The organism is Acetobacter vaccinii (assembly GCF_008365315.1).
In the GTDB taxonomy this organism is placed as follows: Bacteria; Pseudomonadota; Alphaproteobacteria; order Acetobacterales; family Acetobacteraceae; genus Acetobacter; species Acetobacter vaccinii.
In genome coordinates, this window is the sequence record NZ_CP043507.1 from 46027 (window position 1) to 68597 (window position 22571).

General features: G+C 60.5%; 28 protein-coding genes and 2 pseudogenes. 8 read left to right on the forward strand and 22 right to left on the reverse strand.

The window, feature by feature from the left end:
* Positions 1–64 precede the first annotated feature (64 nt).
* From FLP30_RS12875 to FLP30_RS12885, 3 genes are all read left to right on the forward strand, one after another.
* Positions 65–877 carry a hypothetical protein gene (locus FLP30_RS12875; RefSeq protein ID WP_246856671.1) on the forward strand — a complete coding sequence of 271 codons (813 nt, stop codon included), beginning with the start codon at positions 65–67 and terminating at the stop codon, positions 875–877.
* Positions 865–1605 (forward strand): hypothetical protein, encoded by a 741-nt coding sequence (locus FLP30_RS12880; RefSeq protein WP_149280429.1) that lies wholly within the window; start codon positions 865–867, stop codon positions 1603–1605. The genes FLP30_RS12875 and FLP30_RS12880 overlap by 13 nt, the downstream gene beginning before the upstream one ends.
* Before the next feature lie 452 nt (positions 1606–2057).
* On the forward strand, positions 2058–2339 hold the full coding sequence (locus tag FLP30_RS12885; protein WP_149280430.1) for a hypothetical protein: 282 nt from the start codon (positions 2058–2060) through the stop codon (positions 2337–2339).
* Between the two features lie 449 nt (positions 2340–2788).
* Here FLP30_RS12885 and FLP30_RS12890 read toward each other — a convergent pair whose 3' ends face one another.
* From FLP30_RS12890 to FLP30_RS12905, 4 genes are all read right to left on the reverse strand, one after another.
* Positions 2789–3043 (reverse strand): hypothetical protein, encoded by a 255-nt coding sequence (locus tag FLP30_RS12890; protein WP_149280431.1) that lies wholly within the window; start codon positions 3041–3043, stop codon positions 2789–2791.
* A 57-nt stretch (positions 3044–3100) separates the two neighbouring features.
* A complete protein-coding gene (locus FLP30_RS12895; protein ID WP_149280432.1) occupies positions 3101–3778 on the reverse strand; it encodes a hypothetical protein in 678 nt (225 codons plus the stop codon).
* Positions 3779–4099: 321 nt separating this feature from the next.
* Positions 4100–4864 (reverse strand): hypothetical protein, encoded by a 765-nt coding sequence (locus tag FLP30_RS12900; protein ID WP_149280433.1) that lies wholly within the window; start codon positions 4862–4864, stop codon positions 4100–4102.
* Positions 4861–5424 carry a hypothetical protein gene (locus tag FLP30_RS12905; protein ID WP_149280434.1) on the reverse strand — a complete coding sequence of 188 codons (564 nt, stop codon included), beginning with the start codon at positions 5422–5424 and terminating at the stop codon, positions 4861–4863. Before FLP30_RS12905 ends, FLP30_RS12900 begins: the two co-directional genes overlap by 4 nt.
* A gap of 85 nt (positions 5425–5509) precedes the next feature.
* Here FLP30_RS12905 and FLP30_RS12910 point away from each other — a divergent pair, with 85 nt between their 5' ends.
* Positions 5510–5845, forward strand: a complete 336-nt coding sequence (locus tag FLP30_RS12910) for a hypothetical protein (protein ID WP_149280435.1) — start codon at positions 5510–5512, stop codon at positions 5843–5845.
* Here FLP30_RS12910 and FLP30_RS12915 read toward each other — a convergent pair.
* Positions 5815–6762, reverse strand: a complete 948-nt coding sequence (locus FLP30_RS12915) for an ArdC family protein (RefSeq protein ID WP_149280436.1) — start codon at positions 6760–6762, stop codon at positions 5815–5817. The genes FLP30_RS12910 and FLP30_RS12915 overlap by 31 nt on opposite strands.
* Before the next feature lie 299 nt (positions 6763–7061).
* Here FLP30_RS12915 and FLP30_RS12920 point away from each other — a divergent pair, with 299 nt between their 5' ends.
* Together FLP30_RS12920 and FLP30_RS12925 are read left to right on the forward strand one after the other, a co-directional pair.
* On the forward strand, positions 7062–7316 hold the full coding sequence (locus tag FLP30_RS12920) for a type II toxin-antitoxin system Phd/YefM family antitoxin (protein WP_149280437.1): 255 nt from the start codon (positions 7062–7064) through the stop codon (positions 7314–7316).
* Positions 7316–7744, forward strand: a complete 429-nt coding sequence (locus tag FLP30_RS12925) for a type II toxin-antitoxin system VapC family toxin (RefSeq protein ID WP_149280438.1) — start codon at positions 7316–7318, stop codon at positions 7742–7744. The genes FLP30_RS12920 and FLP30_RS12925 overlap by 1 nt, the downstream gene beginning before the upstream one ends.
* Here FLP30_RS12925 and FLP30_RS12930 read toward each other — a convergent pair.
* The 11 genes and pseudogenes from FLP30_RS12930 to FLP30_RS12980 all read right to left on the reverse strand — a co-directional run bounded on the left by FLP30_RS12930 (position 7733) and on the right by FLP30_RS12980 (position 17347).
* A complete protein-coding gene (locus FLP30_RS12930; RefSeq protein WP_149280439.1) occupies positions 7733–7960 on the reverse strand; it encodes a hypothetical protein in 228 nt (75 codons plus the stop codon). The two genes, FLP30_RS12925 and FLP30_RS12930, sit on opposite strands and share 12 nt — an antisense overlap.
* A gap of 20 nt (positions 7961–7980) precedes the next feature.
* Positions 7981–8289, reverse strand: a complete 309-nt coding sequence (locus FLP30_RS12935; protein WP_246856672.1) for a DUF2312 domain-containing protein — start codon at positions 8287–8289, stop codon at positions 7981–7983.
* Between the two features lie 29 nt (positions 8290–8318).
* Entirely contained in the window at positions 8319–8822 is a 504-nt protein-coding gene (locus FLP30_RS12940) for a transcriptional regulator (RefSeq protein ID WP_149280440.1), read from the reverse strand.
* Positions 8815–10152, reverse strand: a complete 1338-nt coding sequence (locus FLP30_RS12945) for a DUF1173 family protein (protein WP_168200135.1) — start codon at positions 10150–10152, stop codon at positions 8815–8817. Before FLP30_RS12945 ends, FLP30_RS12940 begins: the two co-directional genes overlap by 8 nt.
* On the reverse strand, positions 10145–10726 hold the full coding sequence (locus tag FLP30_RS12950; protein WP_149280442.1) for a MarR family transcriptional regulator: 582 nt from the start codon (positions 10724–10726) through the stop codon (positions 10145–10147). Before FLP30_RS12950 ends, FLP30_RS12945 begins: the two co-directional genes overlap by 8 nt.
* Positions 10726–11403, reverse strand: a complete 678-nt coding sequence (locus FLP30_RS12955) for an HD-GYP domain-containing protein (RefSeq protein WP_149280443.1) — start codon at positions 11401–11403, stop codon at positions 10726–10728. Before FLP30_RS12955 ends, FLP30_RS12950 begins: the two co-directional genes overlap by 1 nt.
* A gap of 72 nt (positions 11404–11475) precedes the next feature.
* Entirely contained in the window at positions 11476–13452 is a 1977-nt protein-coding gene (locus FLP30_RS12960; protein WP_149280444.1) for an ATP-dependent helicase, read from the reverse strand.
* Positions 13430–14158: a hypothetical protein gene (locus tag FLP30_RS12965; RefSeq protein ID WP_149280445.1), complete on the reverse strand. Its 729-nt coding sequence runs from the start codon at positions 14156–14158 to the stop codon at positions 13430–13432. The genes FLP30_RS12960 and FLP30_RS12965 overlap by 23 nt, the downstream gene beginning before the upstream one ends.
* A gap of 12 nt (positions 14159–14170) precedes the next feature.
* Positions 14171–15142: a DUF3991 and TOPRIM domain-containing protein gene (locus tag FLP30_RS12970; RefSeq protein ID WP_149280446.1), complete on the reverse strand. Its 972-nt coding sequence runs from the start codon at positions 15140–15142 to the stop codon at positions 14171–14173.
* 425 nt (positions 15143–15567) lie between these two features.
* A pseudogene (locus tag FLP30_RS14305) lies at positions 15568–15842 on the reverse strand (hypothetical protein); the annotation flags it as partial.
* A 1157-nt stretch (positions 15843–16999) separates the two neighbouring features.
* Positions 17000–17347 carry a hypothetical protein gene (locus FLP30_RS12980; protein ID WP_149280448.1) on the reverse strand — a complete coding sequence of 116 codons (348 nt, stop codon included), beginning with the start codon at positions 17345–17347 and terminating at the stop codon, positions 17000–17002.
* Between the two features lie 577 nt (positions 17348–17924).
* Between FLP30_RS12980 and FLP30_RS12985 the strand changes: the two genes are divergently transcribed.
* Both FLP30_RS12985 and FLP30_RS14155 read left to right on the forward strand, forming a co-directional pair.
* A complete protein-coding gene (locus tag FLP30_RS12985; RefSeq protein WP_246856673.1) occupies positions 17925–18470 on the forward strand; it encodes a recombinase family protein in 546 nt (181 codons plus the stop codon).
* Between the two features lie 5 nt (positions 18471–18475).
* On the forward strand, positions 18476–18652 hold the full coding sequence (locus FLP30_RS14155) for a hypothetical protein (protein ID WP_168200136.1): 177 nt from the start codon (positions 18476–18478) through the stop codon (positions 18650–18652).
* A gap of 369 nt (positions 18653–19021) precedes the next feature.
* Here the strand turns inward: FLP30_RS14155 and FLP30_RS12990 are convergent, their stop codons facing one another.
* The 6 genes and pseudogenes from FLP30_RS12990 to FLP30_RS14160 form a co-directional block, all read right to left on the reverse strand.
* Positions 19022–19291 carry a hypothetical protein gene (locus FLP30_RS12990; RefSeq protein ID WP_246856674.1) on the reverse strand — a complete coding sequence of 90 codons (270 nt, stop codon included), beginning with the start codon at positions 19289–19291 and terminating at the stop codon, positions 19022–19024.
* A complete protein-coding gene (locus FLP30_RS12995) occupies positions 19288–20211 on the reverse strand; it encodes a DNA/RNA non-specific endonuclease (protein ID WP_149280450.1) in 924 nt (307 codons plus the stop codon). The genes FLP30_RS12990 and FLP30_RS12995 overlap by 4 nt, the downstream gene beginning before the upstream one ends.
* A 53-nt stretch (positions 20212–20264) precedes the next feature.
* Positions 20265–20480, reverse strand: coding sequence for a hypothetical protein (locus FLP30_RS13000; protein WP_149280451.1), 216 nt, complete (start codon positions 20478–20480; stop codon positions 20265–20267).
* 43 nt (positions 20481–20523) lie between these two features.
* A complete protein-coding gene (locus FLP30_RS13005) occupies positions 20524–21024 on the reverse strand; it encodes a thioredoxin domain-containing protein (protein ID WP_149280452.1) in 501 nt (166 codons plus the stop codon).
* 289 nt (positions 21025–21313) lie between these two features.
* Positions 21314–22237, reverse strand: a pseudogene (locus FLP30_RS13010) (IS5 family transposase); the annotation flags it as partial.
* A gap of 36 nt (positions 22238–22273) precedes the next feature.
* On the reverse strand, positions 22274–22450 hold the full coding sequence (locus FLP30_RS14160; protein ID WP_168200137.1) for a hypothetical protein: 177 nt from the start codon (positions 22448–22450) through the stop codon (positions 22274–22276).
* Positions 22451–22571: the final 121 nt, after the last annotated feature.

Genomic DNA, 22571 nt, shown 5'->3' on the forward strand with positions numbered 1-22571 from the left:
AACTGCCTTCCTTACACTTGGCATCGTCGCAACAGAGCGACTGTTTTGAGTGTAAGGACTTTTAATGACAGCCAAGACGAACACCTCTGGAACTGTTCCCGCTGACACAGCGGCGACGACGCCAGACCTCTCTCCCCGCGCCCTGGTCAAAGCCGGGCGTGGCAATCTGGGTGGCACAACCGCTCTGGCAATCCTCAGTGAAATTGCCCTGCATGACGGGCGCAGGGTGCTGATGGCCGATGGTGATGTCCGCAATCCGGGTATTTCACAGTTCAAGGCGATTTATGGGAAACGGGGGTTTCCGCGCCCTGACAGCGAAGACATTGCTCATCTCAAGGAATGGTACACGAACGCCTTCGCCGCAGCCCTGCAGAATGAGGCGTCACTGGTCATGGATGTGGGCGGTGGTGACCGGACACTTGAAGAATGGGCATCGGAAGACAGCCTTGTCGATGCAGCCGATGCCATGGGTCTGCCGGTAACAGGTCTGTTCATGTGTGGGCCACAGGCGGGTGATATCGACTATCTGCTCAAGCTTTGGAAAACAGGGCTGTTTCTGCCACATCGTGGCGTCATCATTCTCAACGACTGGAGCATTCCGGTCGGCCACAAGCCCGACACGCTCTTTACTCCTTTGTGCATGGATCAGCGTCTGACCACTGTCAGCGGCATGGAAACAGCCATCCTGCGCATTCCCAAGCTGAGCTGTATGAATGAGGTACTCGCCAGCGGCCTGACGTTCCATGATGCAGCTGACGGCAAGCCAGGGGCCTCAGGCCGTCCCCTGGACCCGATGCGGCGCTGGCAGGTCGGACACTGGATCAGCAAGATCCGTGAAAACATTGCCAATGAAGGCATTGAAGCGTGGCTGCCGTGAGCGGCCTCAACACGCCCCCCGTCTCAGGCGGGGGGAACCTCCCTCGGCCTGAGAGTGAATCCTCCTACGCGGCGCTGCGTGAGGCAGGTCAGGAACTCATGGAGATTGCGCTTCAGGAAGGGATTGATAGCCACGCCCCGCTTGGCCTCTGGATCAGAACCCTCAAGGGGGCCATGGATGCGCAGGCACTGCTCTGTCTTGCCGTCTCGCGCGAAACCCGTGAGGCCAACACCGTGGCCGATAGCAGCCTGGCGGCCCGTAACGAGGATCTCGATATCCGTCAGCAGATCATGCAGGATCTGACTGTGCAGCTGAAGCAGAGTCTTGAGGCAGTCCGTACTCTGCATCTCTCGACGGAAAACCGGATCAAGGAGCATGAGGGCAGGCTGGATCAGCAGTATGCGCAGATTGTGGACAAGAGTGTTGCCTCGGTGATGAAGGATCTGAAGCGCGAGGTCTTTGATGCGCTGCGCCAGCGTCTGCCGCTTCAGGAAGGCGCGTTCTACTACATGGCGCGCTGGCACTTTTTCATGAAGCTGACGCTGGGCATCCTGTTTTTTGTTCTGCTGGGGTCTGGCCTGACGGCCGTCGCGGGCTGGCATGCGTATTCGCGTGGCGTTTACTGTTTTGGACACACTTTGCGCAATGAGCAGGGACAGGCGTGGTGTGCACTTGATCCTCTGTTCAATCACACAGCGGAGCGGACGGAGACGGACCAGGAGAAATAGGGCGTCGCAGCTGTCCCCGCGTTATCCATGCAATCCAGCCCTTCAGGGCCGGAGCGCTTTGCGCGGAGCAGATTATCCGCCGGATAAGCGCGCCCCAGAGCGCAGGCGTTCCGGCGGATAATCTGTGGTTTGTGTGGGTAACGCCCCCCGGCCTTTCACGTGGGGAGTGGGTTGTCCCGGCCATCCAGCCCGCCAGGGCCGGAGCGCTTTGCGCGGAGCAGGTTATCCCCCGGATAAGCGCGCCCCAGAGCGCAGGCGTTCCGGGGGATAACCTGTGGCTGGCCGGGGCAACAGAGAGCCCACGCATAGCCGTCCGAACCCTGCCAGTGCCACCCGTAGATAATCCCCTCTCACACTCAGGCTCACAACACGGACAGGCACACTTGCAGTGACTCAACTTTCAAGCCTCTGCCGCGTTCGTGGGCGAAGGCACAACAGAACAAGAGAAAAACATGCCTGAAAAACCCTGTTTCACCCACAGCCAGCCCGCACCGGCGCGCACAGCCTGCGAGCAGCTGTTTGCCTTGCGTCTGGATAATGAACCACCGGGAGCATCAAAAATTGCCCTGAACCGGGCAGGCTGGCGCTATGATGCCAACCGTGGGGAATGGCGTAGCACCTGCAATGCGCTGCCTCTGGAACTGGAATCCTATCGGCCCCGGATCACGGCACATGCCCCGTTATGCTCGCAGGTGGCTGAACAGGCGGTCTGCCCTGCACCGGGTGGGGGGTGAGTACACCCCGGAAGGCTCGTGTCGGTTGTCTGGAAAAGACCGGCCAGAGCCTGCGCCCTGTCGTGACATGGAGCGCACCAGGCACAAAGTCATGGCTGTCCACAAATCCATAGGAGGGACCCAAGGGCTGCGCGACGCGACCGCCAAGAGTCAGGCGGCGCGCAGCCCTTGGGAGGTGCCTGTGGAGTTGTGGGCAGCCCGCCGGGAGGAAGGATTGCCCGCCTCTGTTACCGACAGGAGGGAAAGAACAGAATGAGGAATAAGGGCCGGAACGCATTGCGGCGGGCTTATGCCCGCCGCCCGATTTCTACGATAATCGGCTGAGACCTATCTCTTACTCTCAGGAGGCTGCTGAACAGGCAACAGTCGCCGAGCAACCCACCCACTCGCGGCGAAGGTCACAGCAAACACACCGAGCACCATGGCTGCATTAGTCAGGAAAGCATTTGTCATCGCTTGTCCTCCTTTGACGCTTCCTTAGCAGGAATATAGCTCAAAAACTCAAAAGCTGCACGTTCCAAAATAGCAGCCAGCATGACGGCGGGAAGTTTACGCCATGACCAGCCCCCTGCCGCAAAAAATGGAGAGATAAGCGATAGCCCTACCAGTGTGAGCGCAAGATTCTGACAGGCTGAAGCCGCCAGCTTCAGCCGCTCTGTTATCTGTACATCATTTTGTGGAGGCTTGGCCGGGAAAACTGACATTATCCAAAATGCTCCAAGAACAGGGTTGCCGGGCCTTTCGGCCCGGCTGGTTGCTGTTTAGATGCCGATCGCATCATCAAGCGCGGCGGCAGCCTCCTGTGTCAGGCTACGGCGGTTAACACGGGGCTGGTAGGGTTCCCACGCTTCGCCCATCAGTTCCGCATAAGCGGCGCAAGCTCCGCTGGCGATGCACGCAAGGGCGTATGCCTTTGCGCCATGTTCAGCGGCGATCCGCACCAGCACATCGCTACGGTTTTCGCCACCGTCAACGCCCATGCGGTCTTCATCGCGATGCTCGTTCCTCCACGCATCCTTTGCATCCTTGGCAATCTGACGGCGGGATTCAAAAAAGTTCGCGGCACCATAGGCAGACCGCACCACCGCATCGACAACGCGATCAAGGTGCATCTTAAGGCCCCGGAAATCGTCTTCGCCCCGGTAGCGAGAAACCAGAATGGGGCGCAGGGCTTCGTATTGTTCCCGAATGAGGCTGTCACCCTGCCCAGTCAGTTCGTCCGGGTCGCCGCCGTCCAAGCCAAACCCGGTGCGGATTTTCGCCATGCGACTATCATCGGGGGCCAGCCGCAGCACATCTGCCAGCGTGGGAGCAGACAGTGCCTTCATACGCTGTTCCGTCTCATGGAACTGGCGGGCGCGGGCAGGAGATACGGAACCGGCGGCGTCACCCTTGCGGGAAGAGCTGGCCTTGCTTACGGTGTTTTTAACGTCGGACATGAAACTACCTCTTTCAGTTCTGGCGCAGTCCCGGTCTGGTGCTCGTTACACCGACCGGGGCGCTCTGTTGTTTGGGTTCATTCCCTCTCAACAAATAAAGAATAGTACAAACCCGCACCCATGACAAGCAAAAACCGGCAGAAAACTGCCAAAAGCGGCATTTTTTATTTTGTTTTTCGAGTAATTATTTCTTGCATGAAGACTATACTTGCCGTTACTTCCACCCTTCATGAGCAAAGGCCCCGTCCCGGCACAAGGTCGGTCCCACGGCAGAGCGAGCGCAGAGCGGGAGCCGCGTAGCGCGCCGAAGGCGTCTGGCCGTCAGAACGGAATAGCCACATCCTCCCACAGATCGAGAGGCAGGGTCGCTGACGGCGGAGAAGGCACAGGCTCCTGCTCCCGCAGAACATCCGCCAGTTCCGGGTAGTCCTGCTCCAGATCAGACCGGAGCACTGGCGAACAGCGCGCCACAGCACCATCACCTTCAACCCCGGAACACAGCCACAGCGAGAAACCCCGCATGATGACCGCAAGCCTGCGCTGGGGCTCGATGGCCAGTCTCGTCTGCCCGGTGGCATCGCGCACACACCGCCAGGCCCCCCATTCAGGGTCCTGCGCCGCAATGCGCCACACCCATGTCCGCTGCCCCCGACAATGGGCCAGTGCCCTGCTCACAGGCGACGCCTCGTAAAGGCAGACCTGCGACCTCGCCCGCAGATGGCCTGCCAGCCGCCAGTCCACCCATGTGAACAGAGGTCGCCAGGCGCACTTCCAGACCCGCTGGCCCGCCCTCCAGAAAACATAGTCGCGCTCGCTCGCACCCCACGGTGGACTGAGACAGTGCTGGCCCAGAAAACTCAGGCGGGGCCACATCCGGGCCAGAACCGGCAGACAGGCATGCCGCTGCGGGAGCCTGAAAGGATCGAACTCGACCGTGAACACCGCGCGGGTCATCGTCATGCTGTCGATGGCCCCGGCAAAACTCCGGCCAAGGGCCGCATCACGCCGCAGACGGGCTTGCAGCGCAGCCCGGTCACGGGCCGGACCCGTGACGCGCAGCGTCAGGGTAATCTCGGTCTCTCTCATGCTGCGTCCCTGATCCAGTTTTCACCCGGCCCATCCAGCCCCTCCCAGCGCAGCAGGAACCAGTGGCGGTACCACTCGGCATGAACATCCGCCGCATTCAGCGCATCCGCCTGACGCTGCGCCTCCTCGTAACTGGCCACGGGCTCTGTCAGTTCGTTGGCCAGCGTGCCATCCACCACGATCCATGCCCCCGCATGCTCGCCATAGATCTGCGGATCATCAGCAAGCTGCCAGACCACAGCCTCCAGAGGGGGCGCTGGCGCATCACACTGGGCACAGTCAGCCAGACTGCCCGGATAGGCCGCTTCAACCAGTGGCCTGAAGCGGGAGCGCCAGAACCCCCGGGCCATGGCACAGCGGGCCGGAACAGGCATCACACGCAGGATCTCATCGAGCAAACGCTCGCGCGCACTGTCATTGAGGTCTTCAGGGGCGATGGAGACGCTGATCAGCGCCCCATCCGCACCACGGGCCTGCACCGGGGCGGGCATGAGGCTGGCACGGCCGCGCCACAGTGGCGTCAGCACGGGAGCCGGAATTTTGCGGACTATCGTCATCATGAGTGCTCCTTCAGGCTGCTGCTGCGCGTACGCCCACAACACCCCGCGATAGGCTGGACTGTATTTTTTCTGGATGGAGACCTGCATGCCCCTCGCCCGTACCCGACAGTACGCCCGCCGCCTTGTCTGGATCGGCCTGTATGGCTGTGTCGCTTACTGCACCGCGCTGGCAATTCTCAGTGGGCTTTGCCTGCTTCTGGGCGACCTGTTGGTCCACGCCATGCTGCAACGCAGTGCGTGGACACTCCCCGCCCTCTACTGGCTCGATCATCATGACGGGGCGTGGCTGCTGGACCATGGGATGCAGGGGCTGCACCTGAGCGAACAGATCCTGCGGGTGATCGCTCTCGTTCCCGCAGGTCTGGCGCTTGTGTGGAAACTCTCGCGCCCTCAGGCGGCAAGAGCCAGATCAGGCGTCTGAAGGCTGTCGTCCCGCTCTTGATGGCCCGCACATTTCTGGAGATAATCCACTGCGGTCGAAGCCTGCGAGGCGGCGGTAAAGATCGCCCGCCGGTCTGCCTTCATAAGGGCGAGCCACGACTGGATGTAAGCAGCATGCCGCAGGCTGGGGGCAATGCCCATCACCGCGCAGAGCTGGGCGGCTGAAATCTCGGCTACGAGCTCTTCCATCTGGTAAGCAGAATCTCCAAAGCGCTTTCCAAAAGTGCGGTTAAGCCGGTGTTCTGCGCCCGTCCAATGCGCCAGCTCGTGTGCCTGAACCCCGAACATGGCCTCCGGGCTGGAAAAGGCGGCAGGAGGCGGACACTGGATATAATCGAAGCGGGGATGGTAATAGGCCTCGTTCCCGCCAAAACGCATCTCAACACCTGTTGCCTGCACAAAAGCGTCCAGGGCAGCATTGGTCGCATGAGGGGGATCGACTGGCGCAAGCCCACAGACCGCCTCGGGCAGCCCGTCAATCTGCGCCACATTGAAAACCGTAAACCGTTTGAGGAAGGCAATGCCAAACGCCTCTTCCCCACTGGCGTCAGCCCGTTCCTGCTCAGCCTGCGGCACATAGGTGCTGGCATAGACAAGGCTCACCCCTTTCTCACCACGACGGACCTGACCACCCACTGCGGCCGCCTGCCGGTATGTGAGCCAGCGGGACTGCGTGTAGCCATGGGCAGAAGCCGCAAGCCAGAGCAGCAGCACGTTGATCCCGCTGTAGCGCGCATTGGTCGTGGCATTGACCGGCAGTCCTGAAGCACCTGTGGTCGTGCTCCAGGGCCGGGTCCACGGCAGGCGACCGCTTTCCACTTCGGCAATGATCCGCTCAGTGACTTCGGTGTAAATATCCTGTCGGTTCGTTTTTGCCTGCGCCTGTCTCTGTGCCATGTCCTGTTTTCCTTTTCGGACCGTGCTGCCACCCGGGGGTGGCCGATAACGACCGTCAGGGGGTGCATGGAGGCGGGCATTGCATGCGCAGCACGGAGCGCAGCGGAAGTCCTGGCTTGCCAGGTTGCAATGCACGACGGCACCCCCAGACTGGCGTTTCGGCCTCCCACGGGTGCTGTGCGTCGCTCCGCTTTTCTGTTTTTTTGCTTTCTGCCTTATGTGTCGCTGACATCAGTCTGGATTATCTGGCCTGTCAGTTCCATTTGTAGTAACGTATCTACAAATGGGAGGATCAGGCCATGACGATCACCACAGTTTCTAGCCGGGAATTCAACCAGGATACGGGCCGGGCCAAAAGAGCCTCGCTGGATGGACCTGTCTTCATCACGGACAGAGGCAAACCGGCGCATGTCCTGCTTACGATTGAAGAATACAGAAAACTCACGGGTCAGCCGGACAGGATTGCCGATGCCCTGGCCATGCCCGGGATCGAAGACGTGGAGTTTGATCCAGCCCCCCTCACCCTGGGCCTGCGCCCGGCCGATTTCTCCTGATGCTCGTCCTCGACACGAATGTTGTCTCGGAACTGCGCAAGGTCCGCTCCGGGAAAGCAGACCCGGCCGTTGCCCACTGGGCTGATAGTGTTGCCGCTGGCAGCCTCTATCTCTGCGCTATCACGGTCATGGAGCTTGAAGTCGGCATCCTGCGTGTCGAACGCAGGGATGCCCGGCAGGGAGAGATGCTCAGGCACTGGATGGATCACCACGTCATGCCGGCGTTCAGGGACCGTATCCTGCCCGTGGATACAGCCGTTGCCCTGCGCTGCGCCCGGTTACATGTCCCTGACCCCAGGGCAGAGCGCGACACACTGATCGCCGCCACCGCCCTGGTCCACGGGATGACAGTTGTGACGCGTAATAGTGACGATTTCCGGTTCACCGGTGTCCCGCTGCTCAACCCCTGGCTTTTTTTAGAAGGCTGAACCGCCTTTCATCCCGCCCCTGGCAGCCCTGCGTTCCACCCGGCGCATCTGCGCCCTGAGATTGCGCCCCGCCCGCCAGTCCCCTGGCGTGGAGGCTCCAAACACAAAAGCGCCACTCCGGTGCCGCCAGCGCAGGTGCCCCCCACGGGTCAGTTCAACCCGCCAGTCCGCATCCCCCAGCCGGGTTCCGAGTTCCCGAACATGATGTCTGCTCATGGTCTGCTCCCCCTTCACCCTCACATGCCCAGGGCACGGCGATAGATATCCAGCAGGGTTTCCTGCTCCTCGACCTCGGCCGGTTCCTGCCTGCGCAGCCGGATGATCTGGCGGATCACCTTCACATCAAATCCTGCCGACTTCGCTTCCGTGAAAATATCCCTGATGTCGCCGCTGAGTGCCTTGCGCTCTTCTTCCAGCCGTTCAACACGTTCGATGATGCTGCGCAGCCTGTCGGCCGCGATCCCGCCCACCTGTGTCTGGCTGTCCTCGTGTTCCGTCTCATGTCCGGCCTCGCCGGGTCTGTAGAATGTGCCATCAGCCATCATGTCTGCTCCTCTGGAGATACGGTCGGGCCTCAGGGCCGCGACCAGGTCAGGTGTCCGTCTTCAAGATGATCCAGCCAGCGCGACCGGCGCGGCGTGAGGCGTTCACCACGCTCCATCAGCCGTCTCAGGTGGGTCCGATGCTCTCCCATGCGCTCAGCCAGCACGCGCTCGGACCAGCCGATGACAAGGCAGGCGCGGGCCACCTCCCGGGGGCCCATGGGCTGGCGGTTCCCACCCATCCGCACGGAGGCACTCAGGGGCGAGGCATACTGGCGGTGCAGCGCCCTGAGCGCGCACAGCCAGGCCCGGACTTCGACGGGCATGGCCGCCTGCCCCCGCTCCCAGCGCCGGAACTCGCTCCGGGGGATGCCCGACCGCCGCTCCATCTGCATGAGGGTCCAGCCAATCGTCTGACGGCACGAGACCAGCAGCAGGCCGGGGCTTTGCATCTGCTCCCCGTTATCCCGCCTCTCACCCCTGAGTTCTCCACAGCCCTGTCCACCATTTTGGTGGATAACTGCCCTCTCAGCCATGCGGTGGCCCCCCGACACTGGCCGGGAAGTCGGGGATCAGATCCGGCTGGGCCACGGCGTTCCAGCTCCACCAGTGCTCCTGCCCATAGACTGCAGTGTAGTAGGCGCATTTCTGCGCCCGGCGGGCGGCGTAGGCCTCGTCGTCTCGGCCAAACACCTCCATGGGGGTGCCTCGGGCATCACCCGTATCGGTCAGCACAAAGTCGGGATGGACGACGTCACGCGTGGCATCAAAACGCAGGGGTTTGATAAAGCTGCGGCCCTGCGCCACAAGCCGCGTGGCCACCGCCAGTTCGTGGCTGCTGGCCACGGGGATCAGGGTCACGGGCATCACTTCCATAAGAACCATGTCCGCAACACGGCACCCGACCGTCACACGCTCGCCATCGCGCCCCACCCGGACACTGGCAATCGCCAGTCCGACCACCCTGATCCGGCGCTGTGCGCGCGCAAGGCCGAGTGCGCGCATCGCCATCGGGAAGCGCCGTGCCAGACGCTCATGCAGGGCGGCATCCCCCGTCACCCGCAGGTCATAGGCCTGTGCGCCATCAAAACGGACAGAGGTGAACCGGCCTCCTGGTCCCTGGCGGAGATCGATCCCATCCAGCACTCCCAGAAGCATGATCCGCCAGTCCTGCCCGCAGCCCCGCGCGGTCTCGCGCAGCAGGGCCGGACCATCCTCATCGCCGTAACCGAGCATCGCCAGACGATCGGCCAGGCAGACCCCACGGGCAGGCAGGATGGCCGAGGCCGCACCCTCCAGGGCCTGACGCACCCCCGTCCACCACAGACGCCGCCGTCCCACCGCCGGAGACCAGCTGTTCAGCCCCGCACGTTCCCACAGCAGATGCACCAGACCCAGACTGCTCATCTGGCTTTGTCCACCCCCGCCCTGCCCGGCAGCCCCCGCCTCTCGTCCGGCCCTGGGTGTGACCTCGCCCTGTGCGCGGGGCATGATCCGGAGCGACTGGTCAAGGCTGACACGCAGGCGACCATCCGCCTGCTCCTCGATGACACCGGCCTCATACCCGCCACGACCACTACGGGCCGGGTCCGGGTCATGGAACGGGCACCCCGGAGCATGCCAGTCGCCCTGCCCCGGGAAACGCGCCAGATGGAACGCCTCGACCGGTCGGCCATCCTGCTGCCGCACCCGCCGCCGCACGACTAGGGGCACAGGGTCTCCCTGCCAGCGGCAGTCGCAATGCGGGCGCATGTCCTGCCCATGGCACGCCTGCAGAAGAGCCTGCCAGCGGGCCGCCATCCGGGCCTCGCCATCCCAGGACAGCCGCCCGCGTGTCCCGTCAGGAAACGTGATCCAGTCACTCATCGCCGACCTCACCATCCAGAACAGGCGTGTCGTGACCCGCGACATCGGCGAACACCCGCTCGCGCGCCCCCCGACGGATATGCGCGGCCATGCGCGGGCTGGCCGGACGATACTGACCCGCCCCCCGGCCCGGCTCGATCAGACCCATCGTCTCCAGGCTGGCCAGGGCCGCCTGCACCTGCGCATGCGTCAGGGCCAGCGCCTGGGCCAGCTGCGCAACCGTATGGCCGGGCCGGGTCGTATCCGCCAGGGTCGCCAGAACCAGATCGGCCAGAGGGGACGCCTCCACTGGCACGGTCTGGGGCATCCAGGGCACCTGGACATAGACGCCATGGCCAATGGAGGCGATCTCGCCCGCACGCACCATCTCTTCGAGCATCACGTGGAAGGCCCCGAGCATGGGCTGGGCGATCCCGCGCCTGAGTTCGAGAACCGCATGCGGGCCGCGCTGCAGACACTCACGGATATGCGTGCGGATGGTATGCCGGGCGACAGCCCGGGCAGCGGCCGTCATGCGTGTATACAGCGGCGGCCTGGGTGTCTTGCGGGCCGCGGGGGGTTTACGAGGTGGCATCAGCCGTCTCCTTGCTCGTCACAATGGCAGCGAGTGTACGGGGGGCTGTTGTGAGCCTGGACAGAAGCCCGCGCCTGCATCAGGGCGGGGTAATGGGCGAGGGCCAGATCCACGAGGGCGGGATCGAACATCAGCCCCCGTTGCCGGGCCAGCATGTCGCGCACCGTATGAGGGGACAGGGCGGGTTTGTAGGAACGTGGGCTGAGCAGGGCATCGACAAAATCGGCCACGGCCACCTGGCGGGCAGCAACCGGAATGGCCTCGCGCCGCAGGCCATTGGGATAGCCTGTGCCGTCCCAGCGTTCGTGATGGAGCAGCACACACTGGAGAATAACGGGAGAGGCCTGAGGGACCAGACGATGGACCAGGGCTGCCCCGTCGAGCACATGCCGCTGCATGATCCACCACTCTGACGGCGCCAGCCGTCGGGGCGCATGCAGGATGGCCGACGGTGTCAGCAGCTTGCCCACGTCATGCAGGCGCGCACCCGCGTCCAGGTCTGGATCAGGAGGGCGGCGCGGAAGACAGGCCGCCAGCAGCACGCAGGCCATGGCGGCGACACGATTGCCATGGCCGTCAAGAGCAGCACCAGCCACACGGGCCAGCACTGCCAGGGACAGTGAGGGCGGGCGGGGATCACCACGCCATCCCTCGGAACACATTTGATCTCTGGTCATGGAGCCAGTATTGGGTCGCCCGTTGTGAGCGCGGACCGACCTACCCCGTCAGACTGGCTCCTGGACCCGTGGCTACAACTGGGGTAGCGGGCTGCGCCGCCAGCCCCTGTGCAGGCTGGCCGGGGGAATATCCTCCACAAAACCGGACACACCACTGGCCCGCCCGTTACGCCAGCGACACCAGGTAATACTCACCCTGCGCCGTCCGCGCGTCAGCGCGACATAGGCCAAACGGCGTTCTTCTTCCGGATTGGCTGTCCCCGGTGCGGGGAAAAGCGTCTCCTCCCAGCCCATCAGAAAGACATGGGCATATTCCAGCCCCTTGGCGGCATGGATGGTCATCAGCCTGACCCGCCCGACCTCCTGATCACCGGCCGGGGCGGAGCCCAGGGCCGCATGGTCCATAAGGTCTTCCACCGTACTGAAGCCATCGGCCAGACCGTACAGTTCTTCAAGGTTCTCAAGGCCGGTGCTGCCGTCCTCTGCAGCCAGGCGCAACATCGGCAGGTAGCCTGAACGTTCGCCAAGCCCCCGCAGCCGCGCCCCCAGGCTCGGCTCACCCCCCAGCCCTTCCCGGCGGATCAGCATCAGGAACGCCCGCACCCCCTGAGCCACCTGCCCGGTCGCCTGTATGTACAGATCCTCGGCCGCGGCAAACAGGGACAGGGCCCGCGCCTGTGCCAGGGCTTCGATTTTCGCGAGCGTCTTCGCACCAACGCCCCGGGCAGGAACATTGATAACACGCCGGAACGCCTCATCACTCTGCGGATCATCCGGGCTTTCCGCCAGGCGCAGCAGGGCCAGTGCGTCACGAATGCACGCCCGTTGCCAGAAGCCGGTATCGTTGACCAGTTCGTAGGGGATTTTCAGGCGGAGCAGCTGTTCTTCAAGCTGGCGGGAGAGAAAATTGTAGCGATAGAGAATGGCGATCTCCTGGGGAGGCACGCCCGCCAGAAGGCGACGACCGATCTCAAGAGCAATGCCCTGAGCCTCATCCTGCGCCCCGGTAAAGGCCACCACCTCGACAGGCTCCCCAGCGCCGGCACGGGTAAACAGGGTTTTCTCCAGACGTTCGGGATCACGCGCTATCACCGCATTCGCAGCCGCCAGAATATGCCCCGTGGAACGGAAATTCTCTTCCAGGGCAATCAGCCGCGCACCGGGAAACTCCCGACTGAAATGGCGGATGAAGCCCACATGCGCCCCACGCCAGGAGTAAATGCTCTGCGCGTCATCGCCAACAGACAGGATCTGGCCGTGGTCACGGCTGAGGAGTTTGAGCCACAGGAACTGCAGACGGTTCACATCCTGGAATTCATCGGCCAGCAGGGCATCGAACCGGGCGGCCCAGTCACGACGGTAGGCCTCATCGCGCATCATGGCCACTGTCGGGTAGAACAGCAGGTCACCGAAATCCGCACGGTTGGTTTCGCGCAGAACCGCCTGATACGGTGCGTAGAGGGCGGCGGCCATCTGCCACAGGCTCTGATCCTCGGCATCTGCCTGCCCGTAGCGCGCCACAAATGTCTGCACCACGCCCATGGCCTGTTCGGGCAGCACCAGATCGTCCTTGAACAACGCAATCCGGGTTGTAATCCCCTTGATGCGTTTGCGCAGTTCGTCGCCCCCACCCGCCTCCAGCGCGCCTGCCTGCATGGCCTCGCCCAACAGGCGTTTGATGATACGCCGACTGTCCTCGGCGTCACAGATGTCGAAACCTGCACGCAACCCTGCGATCTCGGGATCCTGCCGCAGCTGGCGCCTGCCATGACCGTGGAAGGTGCCGATCCACGACGGGGTCTGCTCCGCACCCAGAGCCTGGGCAATCCGGACACGCATTTCGTCCGCGGCACGGTTCGTAAACGTCACCGCCAGGATACGGGATGGGGGAAGACCTCGACGTCGTATCCGGTCAACGACACCGGCGACCAGTGTCCGGGTCTTGCCCGTACCAGCACCCGCCAGAACCACGACCGCCCCGTCCTGTCGGGCTGCGGCCTGTTGCACGGCCGTCAGCCCGGTAATGTCAGTGTCGGCGGCTAAGCTCATCGGCCCTGTCCCCCTCCACCAGCATCTCGATATGGCTGGCCTGGCCGGCATCGAGGTCCACCAGACGACCGTCAGTGCGCAGGAGGGTGATCACGGTGGAGAAATCCCAGGCTCCGTCCTCGTCCAGTGTACCGTCAACCACCAGACCCCGCTGGACGTCACCCCTGAAGTTCAGGGACACAAACGTATCCGGGAAAGCCTCTTCACCCCGGACCGCCGCAAAACGCGCCCAATGCGCCACCAGGGCAGGATTACGAGCCCAGAGCCCCGTCAGATGGCTCAGTTCGCGCAGGAGTTCGCGGGCATCAGGCCGTCCCTCACCCAGGCCCGGGCAGAAGCAGCTGATCCGCATGGCGGTGGTCGCCCCATCAAGGGTGAAGAACATCTCCCCTGCGGGCCTGTCCGGGGCAAACAGCATCAGCGTGCCCTTTAGATTCCAGTTACGGCCATCATGAGCGCCCCCGACGACCAGAGCCGCATGATACTCAGCCCCCTGCCGGTAGCTGACCGAGGTCCAGGGCAGGGTATAGCCAAGCGCGGGGGTGCGGTTCTGCCAGATCCCGTAATCGGGGTGGGACAGGAAACTCTCGATCAGCGCTTCTAGAGCTTCTCCCGCGTTGGTGAGCAGGGACATTTCATACTCCGCCCGTTTGCGGCGGGCCTGGTCATCCTCATGCGGGGTCGGGGTTGGTGATGCTGTCGTCATGGGTGAATCCTTTCAGGCGGCCTGTGCGGCCATGTTCTTGAGTGTCTGGTTGAAATCTTTTGCCCGATCGGGAGGCAGGCGGCGCAGAACCGCCACCCCGGCCTCATCGGCGAGGTCGTAGAGGATGTCAGCGAAACCATCGCCACCCTCGTCATCATCAGTGCCGATCTCCAGCACCGCACCGGGCACCTGGCTGAGGGCGGCCAGTGTGCTTTTCAGGGCGGCCAGCGTTTCCGGACCCATCCCCCCGGCTGTGGACACGTAGAGCGCGTCCAGCCCACGTCGGCCGTCCAGAGCAGCGCAGGACAGCGCGTCAATGGCGGCTTCACATACCACCAGCCTGCGCACAGTCCGTTCACTGCCGGGCTGGAAACGGAACAGGGTCTTGGTGCTGCCTCCCAGGCAGATATGTGTCTCCGGGCCACGCAGTTCGACCCCGCAGACCTGCCCCTGGGCATCCGTATGGGCAAACCAGGCGGCATGATACCCGTCTCGCACGCACCCCGTGGACATGGCCCGGCGCACGATCCAGTCGGGCAGGCACCGTTCCTGCGTCAGATACGTCCACACCTTGCCATTGCGATAAAGCGGCTTCTTCTCGGCCCAGCGTTCAGCCGGACTGCGCATGTCGTCACGCGGGGCACGCTCCTTGACGAACTCAGCCCCTGCCGGTTCCACACCCACGTAACGCCCCAGTGTCTGGCAGACTTCAAACCACCTCAGGTCGGGCTTCAGAAACCGCAGCAGGGTAAACGCATCACCACTGCCTTCAGGGGTGCCGCGTGACGCCTGGGGGTTCCACCAGCCCTTGCCCTGATGGGTGATGATGATGTGAGTATTGTCCTTGCGATACTTCAGGCTGTTGCGGGTGCTTTTCTCCTTCACCAGGAGAAACCCGTGATCTTCGAGAAGGCTGGCACAGGACACGCCCCCCAGAATGGTCTGGCGATCCTGCTCTGTCAGTTCGAAACGCTGGTAGGCCATGGTGGTGTCTCCTGAATACTTCAAGTCATACCCATGTCTTCTGTCTTTACTTGTAGCACAGACCGCCAATACATCAAAGAAAAACTTTGTATTTATAGCAATAAAAACACGATATTTATTGCACCGCACAGAACGAATATTGCATTGACGCACAAGGAAGACCCTGCACCCTCTCCCGTCCTGAGCAGAAAGGCCCTGTCCCGGCACAAGGGCCGTCCCCACGACAGAGCGAGCGCAGAGCGGGAGCCGCGTAGCGCGCCGAAGGCGTCTGGCGTCAGCGCACAGGCTCACGGCTGCGTCGTCCCCGCTTTGTATCAAGGGCTGATTTCTAACGTTCGCATTCGGGCCGGGCGGCCTCGATCAACTTCCGGGCCTTCGCTTCCAGCCATGTACAGGCTTCATCCAGCTCGGGCCGGTTCCTCCGGCAACACCTGATGATCTGTATCGGTTGTATCCGCCGTCTCCGCACATTCTATCAGGATTGCGATGGCGGTGGTCAAATTCTCGTGCAGTTCTTCTGTACGATTAAAACGGATGGAACGGTATTTCGAAGCGTTGCCATAAATATTCGTGCCGTCGATCGGCATCATGCAAGGCCGCACCAGCCCGTCTCACGTAACTGTAGGAGCACATGCACGGAAAATGTCTTCTGCGGGTCCCGATCCACCGCCACCACAATAAAATGCGCTACATCGTCCGACGCGGGATGACGCTACTTATCCTGAAAACTTATCCCAGATAGCCAGCGGCAGGTAACCAACCCGACTGTCTGCTAGGACGTGATCATAGAAATCTCGAACGCTTCCAACAGAAGCAACGAAGCCCGCTATGAACACATCCTGAGGGTTAGATTATCAGGACTTGGCACACGCGCTGCACAAGTCTGTGGCCTATCCTTTATATTTTTGTGTCAAGTATTTTTGTGAGCGGGAGGAGGCCATTTAGCATGAATTCTGCTACAGTTTTTTTCAGGGAACCGTTGCAGATCGACCTTATCGTTACATAACATGGTTTGGTTGCATCATATCTGACGATGACGTCCGACGGCACCCCACGTTGAATAGCTATCTTCACTTCCTGAGATGTTCCTCGCAGAATAGAAAAATAGTTCATTAGTAAACTCCTCTGATTAACTGGTTGCAACACTTGCACAGACGACCGCTATGGTCTTGCTGATAGTCTGTTCATTTACAATCTATCAGGTATCTTGGTCTCAGCGCGGACAGACGAACCTGATACCCTGCCACCAGGAATATGGCCAGCGTCAGCCACACGCATTCATTTCTCCGGCGCGTATCGCGGTAGATACAGACGAATACGGCCACAGGTTTCCTATCCCGGCGTTTGGAGGTCAGTGCGGCCTAATCATCAATGAATACCGCGACAGCTACGCAGAGCGCCGATAGAGACGACAAGATCGCCGCGTAGCTATTAAAATGACCGGAAAGGTGATTGAGAGCCCCAACAAGGTGGCTCGTGGGGCGATCCATGGCGAGGTTTGCATTCTGCGCAGAAAGCCACCAAAGCCCACCCGAAAATATTGCCACGAGAGCTCCTGCCGAACTGAATATTTTTACAAACAGTTTTCTCAATATCTTATCTTTTCTTCGGGGGTTTAGGTGCCAGTTACAGTTAGGACAAGATAAGCCCGCTTATTCTCGGTGATGGTCCATTGGTCAGCGATCAAGTCCGTGTCATACTCACACTTGGCTCAGACAAACTGGATGACCTTTTCCCGGCCGGGCAGGAGGCCAACGTTGGCGCCTTCATTCTTGTTATGCGCATCCAACACGGCAGGTCACAATTCGGAAACAGCGCTTCGTTCACAGCAGTATTCGAGGGTCTTGCATTCGTGGGTTACTCATTATTACGCCAGTAAGTTACGCCATTATCACACGAATAGGCCGTTTGAGATGGCGTCTTGGTGTCAGTGCTTCCAGACATAGCCGCCAGATGACCACTTGTCGTTAAGCCTACACCGCTAGTGGCGCCAACACTACTATAGCCTTCCTTATATGCTATAACTTTACAGTGATGCGCTACAGAAAAACTCTGCCATGCTTGTTGTTTTTCATTCAGTGCTTCTTGTTTTTCTTTCAGTCCATGATTGTTGTGGCCAAGCACAAAAACAATCATGAGCATGAGGAAGCAGCACATGGTTAAAGCACTAAGACAAAGAAGAAATTTATAATAATATTCTATCATAACGGCGGTTCCTTTATAGTATGAACTATGAAACTCGGGGAAAATGGGTCGGCCCGGCATCATCTCTAAACAAACGCAAATTATCTCAGTCTTGAGTAGGACTGAAAATTTCTCTCGCCACTTCGGCAGCAAGGTAGACCGTTTCACACTAATTGCATGGTCTTACCAATCAAAAGAAACGATCTCGATCATGTCCTCTTAGTCGTAGATTTCTAGTGTTGGGATCATCCTAAATTGTGCTGCTGCTAAACGATGTGATTTTTCAAAACCATGTAGCAATCGCCGCAATCAACCACTCTAAATATGGGTGATCAAAGTAACTGCATCTGGCTCACAACCTGCGCCGTTTCCAGCGTGCCGGATATTGTAGCGGTCTGATCGTCGGACAGGCTGATGTTCAGCATGGTCACTCTCCGTTGCGTATGTTGTCATCATAGGTTACAGCTCCTGACCTGTAAACCAAGTTGACAAGAAAATATCTGCCGCGATATAAAAAAGTGTCTTACCGAACAGGGTTTTGAAATTGTCCGATTGTCCACAGGAGCCTATCCATCGTACGCTAATCGGATATGCCCGCGTGAGCACGAGCGACCAGAACAATCGCAGCCAGATCGACCGGCTGACCGAGTTTGGCGTCGAACCGGCTGCGATCTTTCAGGATAAGGCCAGCGGGAAGAATATGCATCGTCCCGGCTGGGAACACTGCTGGAAGGAGTTGCGTGACGGCGATATTCTCGTTGTCACGGCAATAGACCGGCTCGGCAGAGACCTCGTTGAGGTAGTACAGACGGTCAAGGCCCTGCACGACAAAGGTGTTGACTTGAAGATTTTATCAATGAACCTCGACACACGGACGGCCACGGGGAGGCTGATTTTCTCGATTATTGCCGCGATGGCGCAATGGGAACGCGAGTTGATTGTGGAGCGGACGGTCAACGGTCTCGCTGCGGCGCGGGCGAGGGGCAAAACCGGAGGCCGCAAGGCCGTGTTGTCCGATGAGCAGGTGGTCGAAGCTATGGCGCGGATACAGGCCGGGGAGAAATCAGCCGATGTTGCGGCAACTTATGGGGTGACACGGCAAGCCATCTACCGGCGCGCCAGAAACATGAGAAAGGAGCCGTAAAACCAATGATCGACAAGCAAACGACCGCAATTGCATGGAGATTCCTAGGCAATCACTTTGTCCTGATCGCCGCAATGATCGCAACCGTCATTTTCGGTGTCCCGAAAGCCTTCCACGCAGGGCAGGTTGCAGGGAAATTTAGTGCAGAATGGCTCTGTCAGACGTTAGGGATAATGGAATGACTGACACGAAAACGACCACACAAGTCCGTCGATTTTTGACGACCGATGTAGCAATACGATCTTCTATCGCTGGTAGTATGTCGGCATTCGCTATGCTGATGGCGTGGGCAAAGATGGGCAGTCTTCTTCTCGTCGGGTTTTTCTTCTTGATGGCTATAGCATTTATATTCTGTGTGATTTTAGCACCAGCGATCGAGGCAATGAGGAAATGACTGACACTCAGACGATCGTCACTAAAATCCAGGATGAGTTTCTAAACAGGGTTTAACCTAAGTATCCCGCATGATAGCGACTGCTGCCTATCTGCTTTACGAACAGGCAGGCAATCGCTCACTCAGCCTGCTCACGTCCGCGCCGCCGGTTATGATCCTACCCGAACGGGTTTCTCACCGGATGGGTCTTAAACCCCTCTGAGACCACGGGAGGCAGATCACTGCGGGCTTCCAGCACGGCAATGATTGCCTCCATCTGTGCTTTCAACAGGCGGGCCGCCTCAAGACCCACCTGATCCTCCCGGATCTCCAGACGGCCATACAGGCTGACATGATCGTCCGCATTCTCAAGGGTCAGACCATCCAGACTGACACTCTGCGCGCCCTCCCCAAAGGGCACAAAAACCTCGGCTGTGGGTCGGTTCACTGGGCGTTCTCCATCACATGGCGCAGTACCTTCCATCCCTCACGGATGAGCGTTTTCTGCAACTGGCGTAAAAGCCGTGCCTCCATCTGGTCTTCACTCCGGCCCCGCTCCCCGTAAGGGCTGGCCATGGCTTCAGGCAAAGGCATGGCCCGGTCTTTCACACTCTGGGCAATCCCCGGAAACGGATCAATCCCGATCCGGGCCTCAAGGGCCGCCACACTCATCTGCTTACAGGACGGTGCCTGCGTATTGGTGCAGACATACGCCCCTGCCCCGTTGCGTTCGGGGTCATAGACCGCCTTCCAGCTCGCGGACGGCACCAGCACTTCCTGCCCGATTGCCTGAATCTGCCCCTCGAACAATGGTCCTGTCACCACATAGAGCGCCCCATCCCGCCGGGCGAGAGCGCGCACACCCATTTCCACCCCGGCCCAGATGCCCTGGTTCAACCGGGGGGTCTGTGGCACGATATTGCTCAGACTGAATGTCTCCTCCTGGGCCTCCAGACTGCTCGCATCCCCACTGGGCACCTGATGTCCCCGGTCATAGCCAGACCCCCTGTAGTCAGCCAGCCGTGCCCCATCCCCGGCCGGGAGGCGGGTTTCCTCATGGAAATTATTGGTGCTGCGGCCAATGCGCTTCGCCGCCTCCACATCCTGCCGGGTCAGATATTCTGCCGCCCAGAGTGGTTCGTGCGCCAGCCCGGAGTGAAGAACCGCATAACCCCGGTTGCACAGCAGGACCGTGCGCGGGGCCAGCTTCGGGTTGAGCAGAACCGGCAGCTGATCCTCCGCCCCGAACTCGGGACAGCTGTCCTGCGCCAGGGCAGGTCCAGCGCCCAGAACCGTGCCCAGCACCAGCACCATCATGGTCACCCGACCCCGCATGGCCTCTCCTTGTGGTCTTGTCTGTCGTCTCATCAGACGTATCCTGCCCGCAGGCGTGCTCCGGTACAAGCCCCGTCCGGGCACTCTCATGCGGCCAGGTCCCGCAGCAGCCGGGACGCCCGCAAACCCGCGCGGGCAGCCTGCCGTCGCAAGTCCGCCTGCATGGCAGCTTTCAGACGCCCGGCGCGGACTTCATCTTCAAGCACGGTTTTTTCTCGAAGGAGACGGCGGGCATTGCCCATCCGCCGCACAGAGGAAGCCCGGAACGGAACCGGGCGGACAACTGTCTCATCACGCATCATGGTTTTTCTCCGAAAGGGGGCCGCTTTGCGGCCCTGATGTCACTCAGAAAAGACTGGCCTGAACAGGGGGAGAAACAGCCTGTTCCACAGGAGGCAGGCCATGGCGGGCCAGAAGCTGACGCAACTGCGCCTGTTCCGCCGCATCCCGTTCCTGCACGCTGGCCCGCCGATACGCCGCCTCCAGCCCCCACTGGCGCACACGCTGGGCAAGGACGTGTTCAACATCACACCAGCAGAACTGTGCCTGCCCGTAACAGGGAGCGGTCACGATCTGGTGGATGAATGCCCAGCGCCCGGCCGCTGTGGCCCCATAGCGCTGGAAAAAGCCGTGTCGGTCCACGCAGGCGATAAACCCCCACATCTGGCTGATCTGCTGATAAAGCGGGGTGGTAAACGCCTGCTCGGGCATCCCACGAGCCACGAAGGACAGAATGGCAATCCCCACGGTGGCTTTCTCCCCGGCACTCGCATGAGGGGTCGCGCAGAACTGCGTCGCCACGAGAGGTGGCAGACGCAGGCCCGGACACTGCACTGCAGCGCTCATGCCGCCAGCCCCTGCGGGCAGGGACGATACGCCTTGTGGAAACGTCCGACATCGGGGAGCCCAGGGTAGGCTCCCCCACCCTGGGCCTCATCCACATGGAGCAGACGGGCCACCGCAATCTGGAGGGATCGAAGAACCGTTGATTGATGTGCTTGGCGGGTAATTTCTGGCTTTTGGCGATTTGATTGACGGTTTTTGCGATGGCATCCGGTCTGCGTTTTGAGCAGATTGGGAGCTGTTACCCGCTTGATAGCTACGCTGTGGTGCTGATCCGCTGCAGGAAGAGGAAGCGGATCATGGACTTTCCTGCATTGGACCGCTGGATATGGAGTGGCATGGGTTTGAGATGCGGCTTCTTCCTGTGAACCTTTGAGACAAAGCCATGCTTTTCCATGAAGTCTTCATTGGCTTTTGAGCGATACGCTGTATCAGCCCAGACGCTTGAGGCCGTATTGGTTTTATCCAGCAGCCCCTCTCTCAATCGCGCACCATCACTGGCGGCGGCATCCGTCGTCTTCCATTTTCGGATGAACCGAAACTTCCGATCGATGGAGACGTGGGATTTGTAGCCAAAGAACGGGATGGCAAGATCGCTGGATGGCATGGTTCCATCATCCTGCTGCTTCGCCTTCGTGAACTTCAGCGTCCATCGTGCATGCCTGTCCTTGTGCGACAGTTTGGATGGCTTGTCCTGCCAGTCTTCAGGAATACGGCCTGCTCGCAGATCCGCTTTCTCTGCGTTTGTATTGCGCTGCTTCGGAGCCGCTACGAGCGTGGCATCCAGGATCTGGCCTGACATCGGCAGATAACCAGCGCTGCGCAGGGTCGCATCAAAGCGCTCAAACAGTCTTTCAATGGCCCCCGCCTGTGTCAGGCGTTCACGGAACAGCCAGATTGTTTTGGCATCAGGCACCCGATCTGAAAGTCCCAGACCAAGGAAATGCATAAAGGAGAGGCGATCGTTGATGAGATACTCTGTCCGCTCATCAGACAAATTGTTGAGCGTCTGGATCACCAGGATCTTGAACATCAACACCGGATCAAACGGCGGTCGCCCGCCCTTGCTTCCATCTGAATAGGCCAGAGCCTTCTCCAGATCAGGGCGGAACACCTCAAAATCCACAGTCCGGGAAAACGCTTCAAGCTGATCGCCAAGACCGCTCAAACGAGCAAGCCGCTCTTCAACATCAAAGAAACCAGGCTGTTTCATTATTCATTCATCCACCCAATCACCACAGGAGGTATGGAATCACAGATACGCACTCAAAACCATGGAGTTTTTAGAACCCTCCACGTGGCCCCAGTGGATGGCGTCCGGGTCGTGACCGAAGTGGTCGTCGGCCAGTTGCTGCAGCCGGGTCAACTTGAGGTGGATGGCGGCGGCGCGTGCGAGATAGGCATCGAGGGCGGTGGGCTGGGTGTTCATCGCGGGGCTCCTTGGTTGGTGGATGACACCACCATTCGCGCGCTGAATGATCAAGAAGCCAAGCTATCTGGGTAACGGCCATCAAAAATGGGATAACGGGGCCAGCAATTACCCCAATCGC

Coding starts and splice junctions, on each gene's coding strand:
- FLP30_RS12875 (WP_246856671.1), top strand. CDS start 65: ATGACAGCCAAGACGAACACCTCTGGAACTGTTCCCGCTGACACAGCG.
- FLP30_RS12885 (WP_149280430.1), top strand. CDS start 2,058: ATGCCTGAAAAACCCTGTTTCACCCACAGCCAGCCCGCACCGGCGCGC.
- FLP30_RS12890 (WP_149280431.1), bottom strand. CDS start 3,043: ATGTCAGTTTTCCCGGCCAAGCCTCCACAAAATGATGTACAGATAACA.
- FLP30_RS12895 (WP_149280432.1), bottom strand. CDS start 3,778: ATGTCCGACGTTAAAAACACCGTAAGCAAGGCCAGCTCTTCCCGCAAG.
- FLP30_RS12900 (WP_149280433.1), bottom strand. CDS start 4,864: ATGAGAGAGACCGAGATTACCCTGACGCTGCGCGTCACGGGTCCGGCC.
- FLP30_RS12905 (WP_149280434.1), bottom strand. CDS start 5,424: ATGATGACGATAGTCCGCAAAATTCCGGCTCCCGTGCTGACGCCACTG.
- FLP30_RS12910 (WP_149280435.1), top strand. CDS start 5,510: ATGCCCCTCGCCCGTACCCGACAGTACGCCCGCCGCCTTGTCTGGATC.
- FLP30_RS12915 (WP_149280436.1), bottom strand. CDS start 6,762: ATGGCACAGAGACAGGCGCAGGCAAAAACGAACCGACAGGATATTTAC.
- FLP30_RS12920 (WP_149280437.1), top strand. CDS start 7,062: ATGACGATCACCACAGTTTCTAGCCGGGAATTCAACCAGGATACGGGC.
- FLP30_RS12925 (WP_149280438.1), top strand. CDS start 7,316: ATGCTCGTCCTCGACACGAATGTTGTCTCGGAACTGCGCAAGGTCCGC.
- FLP30_RS12930 (WP_149280439.1), bottom strand. CDS start 7,960: ATGAGCAGACATCATGTTCGGGAACTCGGAACCCGGCTGGGGGATGCG.
- FLP30_RS12935 (WP_246856672.1), bottom strand. CDS start 8,289: ATGATGGCTGATGGCACATTCTACAGACCCGGCGAGGCCGGACATGAG.
- FLP30_RS12940 (WP_149280440.1), bottom strand. CDS start 8,822: ATGGCTGAGAGGGCAGTTATCCACCAAAATGGTGGACAGGGCTGTGGA.
- FLP30_RS12945 (WP_168200135.1), bottom strand. CDS start 10,152: ATGAGTGACTGGATCACGTTTCCTGACGGGACACGCGGGCGGCTGTCC.
- FLP30_RS12950 (WP_149280442.1), bottom strand. CDS start 10,726: ATGCCACCTCGTAAACCCCCCGCGGCCCGCAAGACACCCAGGCCGCCG.
- FLP30_RS12955 (WP_149280443.1), bottom strand. CDS start 11,403: ATGACCAGAGATCAAATGTGTTCCGAGGGATGGCGTGGTGATCCCCGC.
- FLP30_RS12960 (WP_149280444.1), bottom strand. CDS start 13,452: ATGAGCTTAGCCGCCGACACTGACATTACCGGGCTGACGGCCGTGCAA.
- FLP30_RS12965 (WP_149280445.1), bottom strand. CDS start 14,158: ATGACGACAGCATCACCAACCCCGACCCCGCATGAGGATGACCAGGCC.
- FLP30_RS12970 (WP_149280446.1), bottom strand. CDS start 15,142: ATGGCCTACCAGCGTTTCGAACTGACAGAGCAGGATCGCCAGACCATT.
- FLP30_RS12980 (WP_149280448.1), bottom strand. CDS start 17,347: ATGATAGAATATTATTATAAATTTCTTCTTTGTCTTAGTGCTTTAACC.
- FLP30_RS14155 (WP_168200136.1), top strand. CDS start 18,476: ATGATCGACAAGCAAACGACCGCAATTGCATGGAGATTCCTAGGCAAT.
- FLP30_RS12995 (WP_149280450.1), bottom strand. CDS start 20,211: ATGAGACGACAGACAAGACCACAAGGAGAGGCCATGCGGGGTCGGGTG.
- FLP30_RS13000 (WP_149280451.1), bottom strand. CDS start 20,480: ATGATGCGTGATGAGACAGTTGTCCGCCCGGTTCCGTTCCGGGCTTCC.
- FLP30_RS13005 (WP_149280452.1), bottom strand. CDS start 21,024: ATGAGCGCTGCAGTGCAGTGTCCGGGCCTGCGTCTGCCACCTCTCGTG.
- FLP30_RS14160 (WP_168200137.1), bottom strand. CDS start 22,450: ATGAACACCCAGCCCACCGCCCTCGATGCCTATCTCGCACGCGCCGCC.